This window comes from Paraliobacillus sp. JSM ZJ581, assembly GCF_044383835.1.
In the GTDB taxonomy this organism is placed as follows: domain Bacteria; phylum Bacillota; class Bacilli; order Bacillales; family Amphibacillaceae; genus Paraliobacillus.
This window is the reverse complement of sequence record NZ_JBISEP010000009.1, coordinates 53,240-71,339: the sequence shown is the minus strand read 5'-3', so window position 1 is coordinate 71,339 and position 18,100 is coordinate 53,240. Positions and strand designations below refer to the sequence as shown.

Annotated in this window: 16 protein-coding genes and 1 other annotated feature; all 16 genes read right to left on the bottom strand. The window is 33.8% G+C overall.

What is annotated here, in order from left to right:
- Nucleotides 1-4: 4 nt before the first annotated feature.
- Nucleotides 5-1,825, bottom strand: a complete 1,821-nt coding sequence (dnaG, locus tag ACH6CY_RS07485) for a DNA primase (protein WP_374066717.1) — start codon at nt 1,823-1,825, stop codon at nt 5-7.
- A 308-nt stretch (nt 1,826-2,133) separates the two neighbouring features.
- The gene (locus ACH6CY_RS07480) at nt 2,134-2,937 is read right to left on the bottom strand and encodes a pyruvate, water dikinase regulatory protein (RefSeq protein ID WP_374066716.1); all 804 of its coding nucleotides are present in this window, start codon (nt 2,935-2,937) and stop codon (nt 2,134-2,136) included.
- Nucleotides 2,938-2,955: 18 nt separating this feature from the next.
- Nucleotides 2,956-5,049, bottom strand: a complete 2,094-nt coding sequence (glyS, locus tag ACH6CY_RS07475; RefSeq protein ID WP_374066715.1) for a glycine--tRNA ligase subunit beta — start codon at nt 5,047-5,049, stop codon at nt 2,956-2,958.
- A complete protein-coding gene (gene glyQ / locus ACH6CY_RS07470; protein WP_374066714.1) occupies nt 5,036-5,929 on the bottom strand; it encodes a glycine--tRNA ligase subunit alpha in 894 nt (297 codons plus the stop codon). The genes glyS and glyQ overlap by 14 nt, the downstream gene beginning before the upstream one ends.
- 326 nt (nt 5,930-6,255) lie before the next feature.
- Nucleotides 6,256-6,427 (bottom strand) — a binding site (T-box leader).
- Nucleotides 6,428-6,654: 227 nt separating this feature from the next.
- A complete protein-coding gene (locus tag ACH6CY_RS07465; RefSeq protein WP_374066713.1) occupies nt 6,655-8,316 on the bottom strand; it encodes a DUF4091 domain-containing protein in 1,662 nt (553 codons plus the stop codon).
- A gap of 300 nt (nt 8,317-8,616) precedes the next feature.
- Nucleotides 8,617-9,381: a DNA repair protein RecO gene (gene recO, locus ACH6CY_RS07460; protein ID WP_374066712.1), complete on the bottom strand. Its 765-nt coding sequence runs from the start codon at nt 9,379-9,381 to the stop codon at nt 8,617-8,619.
- Nucleotides 9,382-9,428: 47 nt separating this feature from the next.
- Nucleotides 9,429-9,572: a YqzL family protein gene (locus ACH6CY_RS07455; protein WP_374066711.1), complete on the bottom strand. Its 144-nt coding sequence runs from the start codon at nt 9,570-9,572 to the stop codon at nt 9,429-9,431.
- Between the two features lie 128 nt (nt 9,573-9,700).
- On the bottom strand, nt 9,701-10,603 hold the full coding sequence (era, locus tag ACH6CY_RS07450; RefSeq protein WP_374066710.1) for a GTPase Era: 903 nt from the start codon (nt 10,601-10,603) through the stop codon (nt 9,701-9,703).
- Nucleotides 10,604-10,712: 109 nt separating this feature from the next.
- A complete protein-coding gene (locus tag ACH6CY_RS07445; RefSeq protein ID WP_374066709.1) occupies nt 10,713-11,090 on the bottom strand; it encodes a diacylglycerol kinase family protein in 378 nt (125 codons plus the stop codon).
- Nucleotides 11,068-11,532, bottom strand: coding sequence for an rRNA maturation RNase YbeY (gene ybeY / locus ACH6CY_RS07440; RefSeq protein WP_374066708.1), 465 nt, complete (start codon nt 11,530-11,532; stop codon nt 11,068-11,070). Before ybeY ends, ACH6CY_RS07445 begins: the two co-directional genes overlap by 23 nt.
- The gene (locus tag ACH6CY_RS07435) at nt 11,533-13,656 is read right to left on the bottom strand and encodes an HD family phosphohydrolase (protein WP_374066707.1); all 2,124 of its coding nucleotides are present in this window, start codon (nt 13,654-13,656) and stop codon (nt 11,533-11,535) included.
- Nucleotides 13,657-13,908: 252 nt separating this feature from the next.
- Nucleotides 13,909-14,883 carry a PhoH family protein gene (locus ACH6CY_RS07430; protein ID WP_374066706.1) on the bottom strand — a complete coding sequence of 325 codons (975 nt, stop codon included), beginning with the start codon at nt 14,881-14,883 and terminating at the stop codon, nt 13,909-13,911.
- 3 nt (nt 14,884-14,886) lie between these two features.
- On the bottom strand, nt 14,887-16,107 hold the full coding sequence (gene yqfD / locus ACH6CY_RS07425) for a sporulation protein YqfD (RefSeq protein WP_374066705.1): 1,221 nt from the start codon (nt 16,105-16,107) through the stop codon (nt 14,887-14,889).
- A 22-nt stretch (nt 16,108-16,129) separates the two neighbouring features.
- Nucleotides 16,130-16,426: a sporulation protein YqfC gene (gene yqfC, locus ACH6CY_RS07420; RefSeq protein WP_374066704.1), complete on the bottom strand. Its 297-nt coding sequence runs from the start codon at nt 16,424-16,426 to the stop codon at nt 16,130-16,132.
- A gap of 171 nt (nt 16,427-16,597) precedes the next feature.
- Entirely contained in the window at nt 16,598-17,056 is a 459-nt protein-coding gene (locus tag ACH6CY_RS07415) for a hypothetical protein (protein WP_374066703.1), read from the bottom strand.
- A gap of 54 nt (nt 17,057-17,110) precedes the next feature.
- Nucleotides 17,111-18,097 (bottom strand): flotillin-like protein FloA, encoded by a 987-nt coding sequence (gene floA / locus ACH6CY_RS07410; protein ID WP_374066702.1) that lies wholly within the window; start codon nt 18,095-18,097, stop codon nt 17,111-17,113.
- Nucleotides 18,098-18,100 lie beyond the last annotated feature (3 nt).

Below are 18,100 nucleotides of genomic sequence, written 5' to 3'. Positions count from 1 at the left end.
CCTATCAATGATTAGCATTTTTAATCTTTTTTTGAATTTCTAATATTTCCATACCGATCTGCGCTGCCTTAACAAAATCTTTTTGTACTTCTGCCTTTTTTTGTTCTTCTTGTAGTTGTCTGATTGTCGCTTTATCTCCATGCTCTGCTTTAATAATACGAATATAATCTTGTATTTCTTTATCGCTAACATCGGAATGAACTGTTTCCATAGCGAGTTCAATAATATGATTTTTTATCTCTTTATTATCAATTCGCTCAATAAACTGACTAATATTAGCATCATGCCCTTCTTCATAAAAAGCGTATAAGTGCGTTACAATAATTTTATGCATGTCAATATTAAAAGAAGCACCTAGACTTTCCTGTACTTTTTCTGCAATGAAAACATCATGAAGCATATAAGTAAGTAACTGTTTTTCTGCATTATGAAAAGCTGGAAGTAATTTACTTTTCCTTTTAAAGATTGGTTTGTTTTTAGTATGGCTAGTTGCTCTATGCTTATCCTGATGACTTCCTAACTTTTTCCTACGGTTACTTATTTCTTGGATAATTGTTTCAATAGACAACTCATATTCAGTTGCTAATTCTTTCGCATAATATTCTCGTTCCATAGGTCGATTAATTAATGCAAGTTCATCTATTACTTTTTCGATATATTGTATACGATCTCCTTCTAATTTAAGATTATAATCTTTTTTAAAATATTCCATTAGAAATGATATATACGTATAACTTGCATCAATAATTTCGTGTTGAAAACGATCTGTTCCGTATTTCACAATATAAGAATCTGGATCTAATCCCTCTGGAATGGCTGTCACTTTCACATTACTACCAATATGATGTAATAATCTTGCTGCTTTGTAAGATGCATTAATTCCAGCTTTATCCCCGTCGTAACAAACAATAATTGTGTCGGCATATCGATTAAGCAAGCGTGCTTGTGACTCGGTGATAGAAGTGCCTAATGTAGCCACACCATTTGTTATACCCGCTTGAAAAGCAGAGATAACATCCATATAGCCTTCAAATAGAATTGCCTGCCTATTTTTTCGAATTGAACTACGAGCTAAATCAAAATTAAATAATAACTTCCCTTTTTGGAATAAATTCGATTCTGGACTATTAAGATATTTAGGCTCCTGATCAGTTATTGTCCGTCCACCGAATGCAACATTTTTACCAAGATGATTTCGTATAGGAAACATCACCCTACCACGAAATCGATCGGTTGTTTGATTTTGATCATTTGTTGTCAATACTCCAGCATTAACCATATGTTGCGAATGAAAACCTTTTTTATCCAAAAAACGCACAATGACATCTCTAGACTGTGGTGAATATCCTAATTGAAATTTTTTTATCATTTCATCAGTAAATCCACGTTGCAATAAATATTGATAAGCTTGCTTTCCTTCTTTCGTATGTCTCAATAGATGATGATATAATTTTGTTAACCACTCATAAGCCTTCAAATTCATTTGTTCTTCATTTGAAATTCCCTGGGCTTGTTGCTGTTGGAATCCTTCAGGTAAAGATAAACCTTTTTTATCCGCTAAATGTTGTACAGCCTGATAAAAAGTAAATCCTTCAATTTCCATAAGAAAAGTAAATACATTACCACCCTTTCCACAGCCAAAACAATGAAAAATCTGCTTGTCTTGGGTCACCGAAAACGATGGAGTCTTCTCACCATGAAAAGGACATAGTCCGAAAAAATTTTTTCCTTGTTTTTTTAATGTGACATACTCACCAATTACGTCAACAATATCATTTGACTGACGAATTTCATCGACTGTTTCCTCTGGAATATGCATTGTCATTTTTACATCACCATCATTATTATTTCTATAAAAAAAGAAGAATCCCTGCAACATTCGACATTTTTTTATAAATTAATTCGTACATTTCTTAAATACATATACATATATATATAATACCTCTGACTTAACAGAAATAAACCTACCCATCTACTTATCCTATTAACGCATGATGTATCTATGAGACATTTTTTTCACAAATACTAATTATAATACAAAAACATTAAAAATACTATAAAAAAGTTTCACCACAAAAACGTCATAAAACAACGCAACAAGCGAATTATTTCTATCACTTGTTACGTTGTTAATCAAATTGGTGTTTGCATTTGCAAGATGAGGTTAGCTGTTTCTTCGACTGCTTTATTTGAAACATCAATAACTGGACAACCTATACGGTTAATGACGGATTGGAAAAACTCTAACTCGAAATCGATTCGTTCAAAAGTTGCATAACTCGCTTCTTCTTTTAAACCTAATGACTTAAGCCGCTCTTTTCTTATATCATTTAATTTTTCTGAGCTTATTTTAAGACCTACACATTTTTGAGGAGCCACTTGAAACAACTCAGCTGGTGGTTTTACCTCAGGAACAATCGGAACATTTGCGACTTTAAAACTCTTTAATGCTAAATATTGCGACAGCGGAGTTTTAGATGTTCGAGATACACCTATCAGTATTATATCCGCTTGTTCTATCCCTCTAGGATCACGTCCATCATCAAACCGCACTGCAAATTCAATTGCTTCCACTCGTCTAAAGTAGGCTTCGTCTAACTGATGAACAAGTCCAGGCTTCAATTTAGGTTTTTGTTGGAAATATCGTTCCATCCCTTCTAGCATTGGTCCAATAATATCGATTGATTCAACATTTAACTCTAATGATTTTTGTGTCATGCATTGGCGTAAAATAGGATTGACTAATGTGAAACCAATAATTGCATTATCTTTGGCAGCTTTCTCCACAACTTCTTCAAGTTTCATAATATTTTCTACATAAGGTATTCGTATAATCTCATATTCAACCCCATTTATAAACTGGGATAAAGCCGCTTTAATTACTTGTTCTGCGGTCTCACCTACTGAATCAGACACTAAATAAATGATTGGTTTCATTTATAATCCTCCAACTTATTAGGAACTTACTTGTTGTTTCCATTCAATAATACTTAAATCAGCAAACTGGTAAATTAAATTAGCAACATCCTTTAATAAGGAAATTCTATTTTGTTTAATTATTTCATCCTCAGTCATAACCATTGTATGTTCAAAGAATGCATGAACCGTTTCAGTTAGTTTAGTTAATGTGTCCATCGACTGTTCTGCTTGTAAAGCACGGAGTTGATTTGTCAATGTTGGTTTAATTAACTGGTACTGATCATAAAGCTGTTGTTCATAGTCATTCTCAAATAAGCTGGAATCAACACCGGTATATTCACCTTTTTTCGCGATGTTCAAAATGCGAACAAGTGCTTCTTGTGTTTGTTTAAAATGAGAATCATGTTTTTTCAATGCTAACACTTTAGCTTTATTGTAAGCAAAAGAAATATTACCTATCCCGTTTGCAAGAACTGCATGAATAATATCTTGCTCATTTGTTGCTTCTTTAAGAAGATATGAAGCACGTGCATAGAAGAAGGAACGTATATGTTCTTCAGTTATTTCGTCTGATTCCGTTTCGATATCTAACGATTGGAAAACTTCTTTCGTCACTTTTAATAAAGTTTCAACTGAAACATCCCATTTTTTTTCATGTAGCATTCGTAACACACCAATCGCTTGCCTTCTTAATGCATATGGATCTTGTGACCCGCTAGGAATTAATCCAACAGAAATACACCCGACTATAGTGTCTAATTTATCAGCAATGCTAACAATGGATCCTTCTACCGTACTTGGTAATGCACCACTAGTAGATAGCGGCATATAATGTTCATTAATTGCTCTAGCTACTCGTTCATCTTCACCAAAAATACGTGCATATTTTTCACCCATAATTCCTTGTAGCTTAGTAAATTCATTTACCATATTTGAAACTAAATCAAATTTGCTAATCTCTGCCGCACGAATGGCATTTCGTTTAGTAACTTCATCGACTTCAAGTAACCCAGACAACTTATCAGTAAGTATAGTAACACGATTTACTTTATCAGCAATTGTACCAAGCTTTTCTTGAAAGACCATTCGAGCTAATTTTTTATTATTTTCTTCAATCGACTGTTTCTGATCTTCTTCGTAAAAAAACATCGCATCGGATAGTCTAGCTTTTAATACTTTTTCATTACCTTTTGCAACTAGATCAATGTGATTTTCATCACCATTTCTGACTCCAATAAAATATGGAAGTAATGCACCGTTATCATTTAAAACAGGAAAATAGCGTTGATGCTCCTTCATAGAAGTAATTAACACTTCATCCGGAATAGTTAAATATGTCTCATTAAATGTCCCAAAAAACACAGTTGGGTATTCAACTAGTTGTGTTACTTCTTCTAGCAAATCATTATCTTTCAGAACATGCCAACCTTCCTGTTCTTCAAATTGCTCTATTTGCTCCATAATATATTGTTTTCTTTCGTTACTTTCAACCATTACAAATTGATCTTTCAATACTTTTTTATATGCTAGAGGACTATGAACCGTTATTTTCCCTCCTAAAAATCGGTGGCCATACGTTACGTTTGAAGTCGTAACACCAGCAATTTCAAATGGAATAACTGAGGAATCATTTATAGCGATTAGCCATCTGATCGGACGAATAAAACGCAAACTTTTATTTGCCCAGCGCATATTTTTCGGGAAATGCAATTGTAAAATAACTTCTTTAAAACCAGGTAATAGCGCTTCAGCTGTAGCTCCTTCAATATACTTGTTTACAAACACATATTCTGTCCCTTTTACTTCTTCAAAATAGATATCAGCTACAGACCTTTTTTGTCCTTTTGTGAAACCAATTGCTGCTTTTGACCAATTTCCTTCTTGATCTAAGGCTATGCTTTTGGCTGGCCCTTTTACTTTTTCAGATTGATCTGACTGCTTTGTAGCTAACCCTTCTATTACAACTGCTAATCTTCTTGGTGTAACAAAAGTTGTGATTTTTTCATATGGTAACCGAATTGACTTTAACCAATCAATTGTTTTTTGTTCCAACTGTTTTTCTGTATCTGTCAAAAAACGAGCAGGCATTTCTTCTAAGCCAATTTCAAATAAAACATTAGTTGTTGTCATGCTGATTGCCTCCCTCTTTTAACATCGGAAAACCTAGTCTTTCACGCTCTGCCACATATAATTTTGCTATTTTTCTAGCTAGCTTTCTTACACGCCCAATATAACCGGTACGCTCTGTTACAGAGATTACGCCTTTTGCATCAAGTAAATTGAAAGTATGTGAACATTTCAACACATAGTCATAGGCAGGAAACACAAGCCCTTTCTCCATAATACGCTTCGCTTCTTTTTCATACGTAGTAAATAGTTCAAACAGCATATCAGCATCTGATTCTCTAAATGTATAAGTGGAATGTTCGAGTTCTGGCTGGAAAAATATATCATTTACAGTGACACCATTTGTCCATTCTAGATCAAATACATTCTCTTTATCCTGAATATAAGAAGCAAGCCTCTCTATACCATAGGTGATTTCAGCAGAGACTGGCTTTGCTTCTAACCCACCAATTTGTTGAAAATAGGTAAACTGTGTAATTTCCATTCCGTCTAACCACACTTCCCAACCTAGACCCGCAGCTCCTAATGTTGGGTTCTCCCAATTGTCTTCAACAAAACGGATATCATGCATGAGTGGATCAATCCCTAGCTTTTTAAGAGATTCAAGATATAATTCTTGAATATTATCAGGAGATGGTTTCATAATGACTTGAAACTGATGATGTTGATATAAACGATTCGGATTTTCTCCATAACGACCATCCGCCGGTCTTCTTGAAGGCTCAACATAGGCCACGTTCCAAGGTTCTGGTCCTAGACTTCTAAGCAAAGTCATTGGTGACATAGTCCCTGCTCCCTTTTCCACATCATATGCTTGCATTAATATACAATTTTGATCAGACCAATGCTTTTGCAAGGTTAAAATCATTTCTTGAATATTCATCTACTTGCCTCCATTTATTTAAATTCATTTCTCTTATTTGTTAGTTTCTAAAAGTCTCTTTTTATTTTTTCTAAGTAATATATCCTTAAAAACATCCGGTTCTCTGTCAAATATGATGGTATGATTTTCACTTCATCATCACTTTTATTAGATGTGTACTATAAATAATGCATATGCTTGATCACCGGGGGGAAAATGCATGTGTTTTTTTCTTCAGTTGAAGCCTTGATAGAACAGAGGATACCACCACATTTAGTATAGAGCCAAATATCGGGCTATCCAACATATAAATAAAACCCCGTCCCTATACTTCAATACTCTCGAAGTATAGGGACGGGGATTCCCGCGGTTCCACCCTATTTGTCATTCATCGAATAACCACTTTTTCACAATTGCTCCAGAACGCCTTCCCTTTAAACTCTATGTTCAGCTCCCACCATCACTGAACTCTCTAAAATAGAAAAAAATAAAGGTACTACTTTCTATCTGCACAATACATGTCATTTTCTATTTATGATCATAAGTTAAAACATATCGTTTGTCAAGAAATTGAACTAGTTATAAATACAAAAACAATATAAATCATGCAGTTTATAATAGAAAAAATGTATCTATTCCCTTCTTCCGAAGATGAGGAAGAATTCTAATCATCTTAGGTACGGGATTTTTCATATCACTACAATTCATAACAATGCAACATTTGCAAACAATGTTCAATAGAAATCTTATTGTATATATTCTTTTACAATGAATGAATTGATTGCTTCACGTTTTTTAAGTAACCACTCGGTTTCTCTTGGATATTGTTTAAATGTGATTGGCTGTTCTAATTCCTTTTCTAAAAACTTGATCACACGTTCTTTCCCAATTTTATCTTCCAATAATTCTAAGGCACGAAGATCTTGTAAGGCTTCGTAAAACACCTCTAGACGTATTGATTCAACCGGTCCTTCTTCTCCTGGATAAACCAAAAATGCATCACCTGATGCAAAAGCATAACCACCATCCGTGTTTTCATATGGATTGATTCTTTTTTTAGCGTATTGTGTAAGCCAAAAATTGTACCCCCAATGCAAGAATCCTTTAATGTCATATTTAAACAATTGTAAGCCGATCACTCTATTTCTTGCAGATGAAAAAGCAAAAAAACGATTAGAAACATCTTTATATTGTGCACAACAGTAATACACCCATAAGTCATCCACTTTATTCTCAATAAATGGTTCAATATGGTCATTTGCAGGGATAGGTCGCTTCATGTAACCCCTTTCATAAAATTCATAATCTGACAAAGCATCCATAATTGGAAAGTTTGCTAAATATTTATGAACGATAGCACTCGCTTTTTGATATGATTCTATATATTCAAGTGTTGGTTCATCTGATATATGAAAATATACATAGTCTTCTAAGTTTTGCTCTTTTATAAATTCCACTAACTGCGGAAGAAATTGTGAAAGAAATTGGCTATATTCCTCCCCTGCTGCATCTGTATCCCAACCAAAAATTTGATGTTTTTTATCATTTATGTTCACAATAATCTTCGGAGCATGCTTCGCTCCCCACTGCGTGAAAAAATGAGAAAATTCATAGTATTTAATACCATGCTTTTTACACATTACAATCCAATCTTTTAGTTTAGAAAAATCAAATTCATAATGTGTATCCATTTTTTTTATATCAATTAGTTGAACTGTGAGACGTTCTCCTCCTACTTCCGTATCAAGCGGTGGTGTAAACAACGGTGTATAGATCATATTCATGCCATGTTTAGCAGCAGTATGTATATATTTATCCATCCATTCCCAATGCTTGTCACTAAAAACTTCCACATCATACTCTAAAGCTAAGGAATCAGCGTGAAACCACTCCGTATGAATAAGCTTCTGTTCAGGTAAAGACACAGGAATAACGTCTAATTTAAACGTTTCTTCCCCAAGGTGCTGACCATTTTTCATTTTAAAAGCTATTTTTATGTTGTGAATACCTGCGGGCACTTGTTCATTTAAATAAACTGTTACCCATATAGACCGCCATTGATTAGGTAACCCAACTAAACCTTCGTCCTGAATAGGATAGAGCGGATCAGGATATAACCCTGGTGTTACACGCAACATATCGTCATCATGATCATGATAGATCGGTAATTCGGAAGGGGCAAGACCGACAAATCTTAATGTGATCAGATCTCGCAATTCTGATTCCACTTCAATCAAAATTTGATTAAATAAACTTTGGTTATTTCGAAAGGCAACTTGAAAGGAATAGGTTTCGTTTATAAGTGCTGATGCCTTATGAAACGATTTGCATGACAATTCCTCATCTGGGAATACCTTCTCTAGTGAACTAATACACTTGGTTTCCAATACACGCTTAAACTCTATCAATTAGATCCCTCCTGATTATTTTTTAAGTACTTCATCTAATACAATAAAAAACACCTCATCTTTTTTGTAAAGTGTATCAAGTTCAATCACTTTACATAAGAGGTGCTATTCACAACAATAATTTCGCACTTTTTTATTTTATTTTTTGTCATATATTAGTGAGCTCATATCGTTTGAGACGTTATGGTAATAGTATTCAAAAAGAACTAGTTAATGGATATTTTGTTTTTGACATTGACAAAATGAGCGCTTTGTTCAAAAAAACTAAACCACGATACGTTAATATGTTGACCATCTCACTCATTCATCTCGATCATACCAGTCTGAAAAGAAATGCATTTGTTTTAAAAACTTTTTCGTTTTTAGAAAAAAACTACCATATTGCTCATAATACACTTCAATCAGTTGTTTAAGGATTAGCTTATTTTCATTTTTTACAGAAATATTACCAACTTGTTGAAGATCTACTTGAGAAAAAATTTGTAACAATTTAGTTAGTTTTTCGGATAAAGAGACTGCATGATTATCCAAATATTTGCATTTACTACAAAGAAAACCACCTTCTTGAATCGAAAAGGCATACGTACTTTCTTTTCGTTCACAATGCACACATTGACTTAGCACTGGGGCAAAACCTGCTTTTTTAAATAGTTTCAATTCATACATCATCATAATAATATCCGAGTCTTTGTTTGCTTCGATTGCTTGAAGAGAAAAGAAAAATTGCTCGTATAGGTAACTTTCAACCACTTGTTGATCAAGGGTTTTTTCAGTTAACTCTGCTAAATAACTCGTATAAGCCGTCTTTACAATATCTTCTCTTATTTTACGAAAAGAAAGAATGACCTCGCCTTGCTGCATCGTTCCAAGGTTTTTCCCTGTCTGTATTAAGAACACGCCATGGATAAAAGGCTGTGTAATGGAAGCCATACGACTGTTAGGCTTTTTTGCTCCACGAGCAATACAAGCAATTTTTCCTTTTTCCCTTGTAAACAATGTAACAATCTTATGTGTTTCCCCATAATCTTGGGTACGTAAAATAGTCCCTTCTAGTTTCTCAAACAATCGTTTCACCCTATCCCTTATCTCACTACAAAAAAATCATATAAACATTATATTCTTTGATCATATTCTTTAATTACTTCTCTAAATTGTACTAACGCACTTTCATTATACACTGCTTCTATTTCTTTCATTAGTAAATAGGTTTCAATGTTTCCTGTCTTAGTGAATATTCTCCATGACAAATCGATCACAAGAAACCCCACCTTTCCATTTTATAAATGATTTATTATTTAATGATACATCTAATTTCTATCATTGTTCATTCACTTATAGAATTTCCATAACCTAATAAAGCATGTGTTTTAAAATTTACCATGTGTTAATATTCTTCTTCACTAAAACCATAAGCCTGTAAAAGCTGAGAGCGGTTACGCCAATCCTTTTGTACTTTTACCCAAAGTTCTAAAAATATTTTTGTACCTAATAAGCTTTCTATATCTTTTCGTGCTTTTGTACCGATTTGCTTTAACATTGTTCCTTGCTTACCAATCACTATTCCTTTTTGCGAATTTCTCTCCACTACTATGGTTGCTTGAATACGTACTTTTTCATTTTCTTTCTTTTCGATTTGATCAATGATCACCGCTATCGAGTGTGGTATCTCCTCACGAGTCAATTCAAGTGCTTTTTCTCTAATCAACTCACTCATTATAAAACGCTCTGGATGATCAGTTACTTGATCTTCAGGATAATATTGTGGGCCTTGTGGCAAATGCGTTTTCAATACTTCCAACAAATGAGATACATTATTACCTTGTAAGGCGGATATAGGAACAATTTCTTCAAATGGATACTTGTCCTTGTACTGGTCAATTAATTTAAGTAATTTGTCTGGATGTATTCGGTCAATTTTATTAATAATTAAAAAAACAGGGTTGTTCACATTTTCCAATCGATCGATAATATACTGATCTCCTCGGCCAAACCCTTCTTCTGCATTAATCATAAACATAATAATATCTACTTCGTTTAGCGTGTTCTCTGCTAGCTTAACCATAAAATCACCTAATCGGTGTTTTGGTTTATGAATTCCTGGTGTATCAATGAAAATAAATTGTGCTTCTTGTTGTGTTAAAACTCCTTGAATCGTATTTCGTGTAGTCTGCGCTTTGTCACTCATAATCGCAATTTTTTGTCCAATTACTTTGTTAATAAACGTAGACTTTCCTACATTTGGTCGACCGATAATTGTGATAAATCCAGATTTATATGCATGCTCCATGATGTTTCCTCCAGTAATGTGTTTCTAAAATTATTTTACTATATCTTTAAACCGATTTCACACATTCGACAAAAGTTCTCAAATATCTACTTGTCATTCAATTTCATTATTAATACATTGCTATCAGTTTAGGTAAAAATATGATACAACCAATTACAACTGCGATACATGCAGCGATAAAAACAGTGCCAGCCATCATATCTTTCATTCTCCCAACTAATGGATGTCTTTCAGGTGCCAAATAATCCAATAAATGTTCAATCACTGTATTTAACATCTCAGTTACCATAACTAATCCACTGACAAAGATAACGATCGTCCACTCAAGTCTTGAAATTTGTAATAACAGACTTAGAACAATAACGGATATAAAAGCAATGCCATGAATACGCAGGTTCCATTCAGTAGAAAATGCATATCGAATCCCGTCTAAGGCATACTTTAAACCAATATGCTTCTTTTTATTACCTTGATAGTCCGAACGCATTTAACAATTCCTCTTGTCTAGTAAACATCGCCTTTTCATCATTTTCGTTCATATGATCATACCCGAGTAAGTGGAGAAAACCATGTAATGCTAAAAATCCTAGTTCTCTTTCTAATGAGTGATTATATTGATCAGCTTGTTCTTTTGCCATATCAATCGAAATAACGATATCTCCTAAAATAATTGGCAAATCTTCTCCAATTATTTTTATTTCTCCCTCTCCTGTTTCTTCAAGTGCAAAAGATATTACATCAGTAGGTCGATCGATTTGTCGATAATTTCGATTAATTATTTGAATTTCCCTATTATCTACGAAGTTAATTGATATTTCAGCTTCTTGCGTAATATTTTCACGTTCTGCTGCAAAGCTAATTAGTCGTTGTATCATATCAATGTGAGATTCATTCACTTGATTTGTTTGATCATGGAAATCGATATGCATTTATAACTCCTCCTTCAATTTCTTATCATCCGGATATTGAATTCTTGAATGATATATTCCATTTAACGTTTCACTAATTGTAATTTTAACCATTTCTAATTCATTAAAAGTCAATGAACTTTCATTTAACTGACCATCTGTTAGTCTAACATGAATAATATTTTCAATCATCTCGTTAATTTTATCTTTTGATGGGGCATCAATTGAACGTACAGCTGCTTCAATAGAATCACAAATTGAAATAATAGCTGCTTCTTTTGTTTGTGGCTTAGGTCCTGGATAACGATAATCAGACTCTGCTACGTCTTTGTATGTTTCTTTTGCTTGATAATAAAAATACTTCAGTAATGTCGTGCCATGGTGTTGTTTAGCAATATCAATAATTTCTTTAGGCATATTATACTTCTCTAACATCTTTGCGCCATCATAAGGATGTGACATAATAATCGACGCGCTTTGGATTGGCTCAATAAATTGATGAGGGTTTTGTATACCTATTTGATTTTCTATAAAATAATGTGGATATTTTGTTTTTCCTAAATCATGATAATAGGATGCTACCCTTGCAAGCAAACCATTTGCTCCAATTTTTTCACACGCTGCTTCACTTAAATTCGCCACCATCACACTATGATGATACGTCCCTGGCGCTTCAACTAAAATTTTACGTAATAATGGATGATTCGGGCTTGCTAATGTTAACAGTTTCGAATCAGACAAAATACCTAATCCAGATTCTAAAAATGGTAAAATGCCAATCGTTAATGCACAAGCAATTAAAGCAGCCATTAAACCATAGCCTCCATATTGCAAAAGGGAGATCCATTCATATTTTTCAAAAGAAAGAAAGAAAAACATACTAACCATGCTTACATTGACAATAGCCATGCCAATACTTGCTTTTAGTATAGTGGTTCGATCTTTTATCGAGTGTACCATAACAATACCAGCAAGTTGTGAGGCAATAAAATATAATGCAACTTCAGAATTCAGTGAACCCGGAATTTGCCCGTTAAAAATTAGACTACCTATGAAAGAAAAAATCAAAGCAAATTTAATTGCTGTCTTCTCTCGAAATAATAACTTTAATAGCATGACACCAATCGGTACAGGCAATAAATAGTATAACGGGTTGCTAGAGCTAGTGTAATAACTGGCGAATTTCATCATAGCTATCATCAATAAACTAATAACGACAATAGCAATTAAAGAGCGTAAATTTAAACCTACCTCTTTATTTAATTGAACAAACTCATGAAAAATAAAACTTACAAATAATATAACAAGTAAGATTAAACCAATAACTGGGTAAAAATTACGGTTCGTGTTAAGTAATCCAACAAGCTCTAACTTTTCGTAAATTTCGTTTGTTATCGTTTGTCCTTCTTGTACAATCACTTCACCAGCTCGTATCATGACAGGTTCAATATTATTTATTGCTTGTTTTTCTGCTTCTTGTGTCTTATCAACTGAGAAAAATGAATTCGCTACCAATGTAAATGAACCGATGTCTTCTAGCGCTTGCTTTATATCACTATTTAGGCTTGAAAATCGCAACCTATCATTAAACCGTTTAATTGCTTGATCTACTTCTTTTGTTCGTATGCCATCATTAAAAATATTGTATAGTGTCGTTCTCAATAATTCTTTTGCCACCGATTGATCTTTTTCACTCATCTCCAATAAAACAGAGAGTGTTTGCTGATCTACTTCTGCAACAATTTCAGAACTAAGTATTTGTTGTAAATCCTGCACATGATCAGACAATGATTCTTCTTTTTCCTCAGATTGGTTTGATTTAATCGTTGCAATTGCATCGAATAACTCTTCTATATAGCCCATTCGCTCATCAATCGTATCCGTGGAAATATAATAACGATCTTTCACTGATTGAATGGCTTCTCTACGTCTTTGTTCTGTTTCTTTCTTATCTTCTATTGTTATCGGTGACCGTATCGTTTCTTTTGCATTATTAAATCGTTCGATTTCAAACGTTTCTGTGAAAACGTTTGATAACATGAATATAAAAAATAGACCTCCAATTAAAAAACTCGATAAAATCATAGACATCGGCTTATTTAATGAACCGATGGATTGAAATATATTTCCCCACTTTTCTTTCATCAATATTCCCCTTTTCCAGCTACTACACTGTACAAGATAGCTACCGAATGTTTAGTAGGAATCCTTCTATTTATTGTCACTTTTATCATACACTGATTTAAACTTGATGTATATACTTAGTTAATTGTTTTGAAGAAAAGACATATCACATGAATATAAAAAACCTTATAATTATCGAATTATAAGGAAGAGAAACAGAATACCTTGTCCCTGTTATTATTGCTAACTTAGAAGGAAGGATTCTGATATGTTTTATGCCATATGATTACTATCAGATGCTTCAAAGGCATCAATTATTTTTTGGACAAGTGGATGTCGGACAACATCGGTTTGTTGAAGATATATAAATGAAATACCAGAAACGTCATTCAGTTTAGATTCTACTGTTTTCAAACCAGATTGTACCCCTTTGGGTAAGTCGACTTGAGTGATATCACCAGTGATCACCATTTTTGAACCAAAACCAAGACGCGTAAGAAACATTTTCATTTGTGCATGCGTTGTATTTTGTGCTTCATCTAATATGACAAAAGCATCATCTAATGTTCGCCCTCTCATATATGCCAAAGGAGCAATTTCAATTGTCCCTCGTTCTATCAACCTCAACGTGTATTCTACTCCTAATAAATCATGGAGTGCATCATAAAGCGGTCGAAGATATGGGTCTACTTTTTCTTTTAGATCACCAGGCAAAAAACCCAAGCTTTCTCCAGCTTCAACAGCTGGCCTAGTTAAAATGATACGTTTTACATTACCACTTTTAAGCGCTTGGATAGCCATTACTACAGCAAGGTACGTTTTTCCGGTGCCAGCAGGACCAATTCCAAAAACTAAATCATTTGCTTTCATTGCATTAACATACTTACGTTGTCCTAACGTCTTAACACGTATAGGTTTACCTTTGGCATTTTTAATGATTTCATCTTCAAAAAGCGTTTCAAATTGATGTATCTTTCCTTTTTTAGCGAGTTCAACAGCATAAACAACATCTCTTTCAGAAATGGTTAGTCCCTTTCTGATTACTTTTAAGAGTGCATTTAAAATTTCTTGAATAACATTAACCTCTTCTTCATTGCCAGAGATACGAACTTGCTCTCCTCTAGTAATAATAGAAACCTGTAATTGTTGTTCAATTTGTTTCAGAAACTTATCTTCAGTACCGAATAATGTAAGTGCTTCGTTAGGATCGTTAATTTCTAAATCAATAAGGTGTAATGCTTCCGACATAAATTAATCTCCTTGAGACAGATCTTGTATTTTCGCTATGTTTTCCCTTACGGTAAAGTATAAGCGTAGTTTCACTTTACCACTCTCAGCAGTTTCATGCAAAATTTTCTCCTTTTTTATTTCCGCATCGCTTCCTAATTGCTGTTGTAAATTTTTTTTCGCTTGTTCAATACCTATTTTCTTCACTTCTTCCTTTGTTCGTTTTTCTTGTACATGTTCTCTTTCATACACTTCCTTTTTAATTATATGTATGGGTAATTTCCATTGAAAAAAGTGAATTGAGCGTTTCTCTATCTCGACTTGTTGATCAGTATATTCCTCTTCAAAAAAACCCCATATAGGTATAGAAAAATTGGCTACATTAAAATAATATTTGTTTGCTGTTTCACCAGTTAGCACATGATAATCCGCTTCAATAGGAATAGTAACATTAGATTCATACCATGTGCTTGCATAGATTTCTGCTGTCGCAGCTATCTGATTATGGCGCTTCTTTTGATCTTTATTCTTTTCTTTTTTCACTTCTTCTTCACTTAACGTCCCTGCAACTAAAATATCCCCTTTATTTACATAATCATTTACCGAAACCATTGGACGACCTTTGGATACATACATATCGGTAATCACCCCATTTTTCGCTGCTACAATATGACGTGGTGAAGCGTCTTCTTTCTCCGATATTTGAGTTTTCTCTACGCCTTCTAATGCATAAGTTGTCCCATTTTCTTTAACACCTATCCATAATAATTCAGGTATTTCGTCCAATAACAGTTGCTGCATTTCTGTTACCGAGCGAATTGAAAATTTCAACTTCCCTTTGTACACGCCATTTTCGTTAAGTGTAATGCGTATTTGTTTTTCTAGTTCTGGTCTTACACCTTGTACGTCAATGCTCCATACCATATTAGATAAAAATAACACTAAAAAAAAACTAGCTGTTAACCCTAATATTAAGGGAAGATTATTTGTCGTTTGCTTAAACAGAAAAGGGAGTCCATTCTTTTTTATGAAATATACTTTAAATCGTGTTTGTTTTCTTAATCTTCGCATTTTTTTAATATCTTTAATGTAAATATTACCCGTACAAGTTGTTTGATCGATTTTTTTTATATTCCAAGCATTGATATGATGTCTGACACATAAGTCAAAGAATAGCTCTGGATGATACCCTACTATCTTCAATTGAACATAACCTTGTAACCATGTGGCCTGAATCTTATTCATATTCCATCCCCCAATAGTTTGACTACTGTTCGTTATTGTCACTATTCACAAATCGAATAGCGTAAATGGTTCCCTCAATAAGTATTTCTTCTGGCAAAAGTGTTTTTATGACAAAATCTTGACCTATAATTTTCAATATTCCTTGCTCCATCTTTAATTGTATTTCTTTATCTTTAAAAATAATTAAACCTCGATGATTTTCAATATAAGCATGAAACTGACCAATTGTTGTAATTCTTGGTAGCTCTAACACGGTATCAGAAGGTAATTTAAGATGATGTATTAACCAATTACTAAAACGTTGTTGCCATTTATTCATCCAAATACCCCCTCCATTTTTAATATATGTATGTGGTAAAAAAACAGAACTAGGAAAATAATGAAGTGTACATGATGCTTTTATTTAATCAAGACTTGTTTATCATTCCATGTTAAGTTTTATTAACAGAAAACCCCCATACCTTATGACTGGGTATGGGGGAAGATCTTATCATTTATATATTTTTCTTTGATATGGTTTTTTGGCTCGTGGCGGGCCGAGTACTTCTGCCATAATAACACTTTCGGCTAATCCTTCTTTAGAAATATTTTTACTAATAGAGAAAGAAGTTTTTCTTTTATTAACTTTAACCTGCTTTCTATCTTTCTTATAAGTAGTTCTGTTTTCTACAGGTGGTAAATTAACTTGATCATAATTAATTTCCATATTAGCTTTTAAGTCATCTAACTGAGCCTGTTTTTCATCAAGATAAACATTCGTATTTTCTGGATTTGTTTCATTATCCTCTGCCTTATACTCTGCTTTCTTATGAGATGTTTGTATCTTTTTTTGATTTGGCAAAGGCATAGATGTTTTTTTGTCATCTGAGTCGTCTTTCTGCCCAAACAAACCAAACAACCCACCACCAACAGCAAATAACATTGTTAGGATGGCTACAATATCATCCATTTGCCATCGCTCCTTTTAGAAGATATCTGTTTACACGTTAAGCGATTGTAGTACTTATTCGTCATCAGAATCGTCTTCAGATAATTTACCTATTGAATCACGCATGTCAGTATCTGCATCAATATTTTTATAGTTCATATAATCCATAACACCCATATTACCTGAACGTAACGCTTCAGCCAATGCCAATGGAACGTCAGCTTCTGCTTCCACAACTTTAGCACGCATTTCTTGAACACGCGCAACCATTTCTTGCTCTTGAGCAACAGCCATCGCGCGACGCTCTTCCGCTTTTGCTTGCGCAATGTTTTTATCTGCCTCTGCTTGATCAGTTTGCAAAATCGCACCGATATTTTTGCCAATATCAACATCAGCAATATCTATGGAAAGAATTTCAAATGCCGTTCCCGCATCTAGTCCTCTATTTAAAACATTGTGTGAAATAGAGTCTGGGTTTTCTAAAACTGCAGTATGTGCTTCTGAACTACCAATCGTACTTACTACTCCTTCACCAACACGAGCAATAACGGTATCTTCACCAGCACCACCGACTAAACGATCAATATTTGCACGAACAGTGATTCGAGCTTTTGCTTTTACTTCAATCCCATCCATGGCAATACCAGCGATGAATGGTGTTTCAATAACTTTCGGATTGACACTCATTTGAACCGCTTGAAGTACATCACGACCCGCTAAATCAATTGCAGCAGCTCGCTCAAAGCTAAGTTCAATATTTGCACGTTGAGCCGCGATTAATGCATTAACGACACGGTCAACATTACCTCCTGCTAAATAGTGACTTTCTAGCTGATTTGTATTCACATTGATTCCAGCTTTGTGAGCTTTAATCAATGGATTAATAACACGAGCAGGTACAACACGTCTTAACCGCATTCCTACTAAAGTGAAAATACTTACTTTTACTCCTGCAGCTAGTGCACTAATCCATAACATTACTGGAATAAAGGTAAATAGTACAGCAATTGCTATAATGATAATACCAATGATAACCAAAGATATAATTTGATCTGGTCCCATAAC

Bases quoted from the DNA above. Each gene is read 5' to 3' on its own strand.
- dnaG (WP_374066717.1), bottom strand. From the start codon at position 1,825: ATGACAATGCATATTCCAGAGGAAACAGTCGATGAAATTCGTCAGTCA.
- ACH6CY_RS07480 (WP_374066716.1), bottom strand. From the start codon at position 2,937: ATGAAACCAATCATTTATTTAGTGTCTGATTCAGTAGGTGAGACCGCA.
- glyS (WP_374066715.1), bottom strand. From the start codon at position 5,049: ATGACAACAACTAATGTTTTATTTGAAATTGGCTTAGAAGAAATGCCT.
- glyQ (WP_374066714.1), bottom strand. From the start codon at position 5,929: ATGAATATTCAAGAAATGATTTTAACCTTGCAAAAGCATTGGTCTGAT.
- era (WP_374066710.1), bottom strand. From the start codon at position 10,603: ATGGAGCATGCATATAAATCTGGATTTATCACAATTATCGGTCGACCA.
- ACH6CY_RS07445 (WP_374066709.1), bottom strand. From the start codon at position 11,090: ATGCGTTCGGACTATCAAGGTAATAAAAAGAAGCATATTGGTTTAAAG.
- ybeY (WP_374066708.1), bottom strand. From the start codon at position 11,532: ATGCATATCGATTTCCATGATCAAACAAATCAAGTGAATGAATCTCAC.
- ACH6CY_RS07435 (WP_374066707.1), bottom strand. From the start codon at position 13,656: ATGAAAGAAAAGTGGGGAAATATATTTCAATCCATCGGTTCATTAAAT.
- ACH6CY_RS07430 (WP_374066706.1), bottom strand. From the start codon at position 14,883: ATGTCGGAAGCATTACACCTTATTGATTTAGAAATTAACGATCCTAAC.
- yqfD (WP_374066705.1), bottom strand. From the start codon at position 16,107: ATGAATAAGATTCAGGCCACATGGTTACAAGGTTATGTTCAATTGAAG.
- yqfC (WP_374066704.1), bottom strand. From the start codon at position 16,426: ATGAATAAATGGCAACAACGTTTTAGTAATTGGTTAATACATCATCTT.
- ACH6CY_RS07415 (WP_374066703.1), bottom strand. From the start codon at position 17,056: ATGGATGATATTGTAGCCATCCTAACAATGTTATTTGCTGTTGGTGGT.
- floA (WP_374066702.1), bottom strand. From the start codon at position 18,097: ATGGGACCAGATCAAATTATATCTTTGGTTATCATTGGTATTATCATT.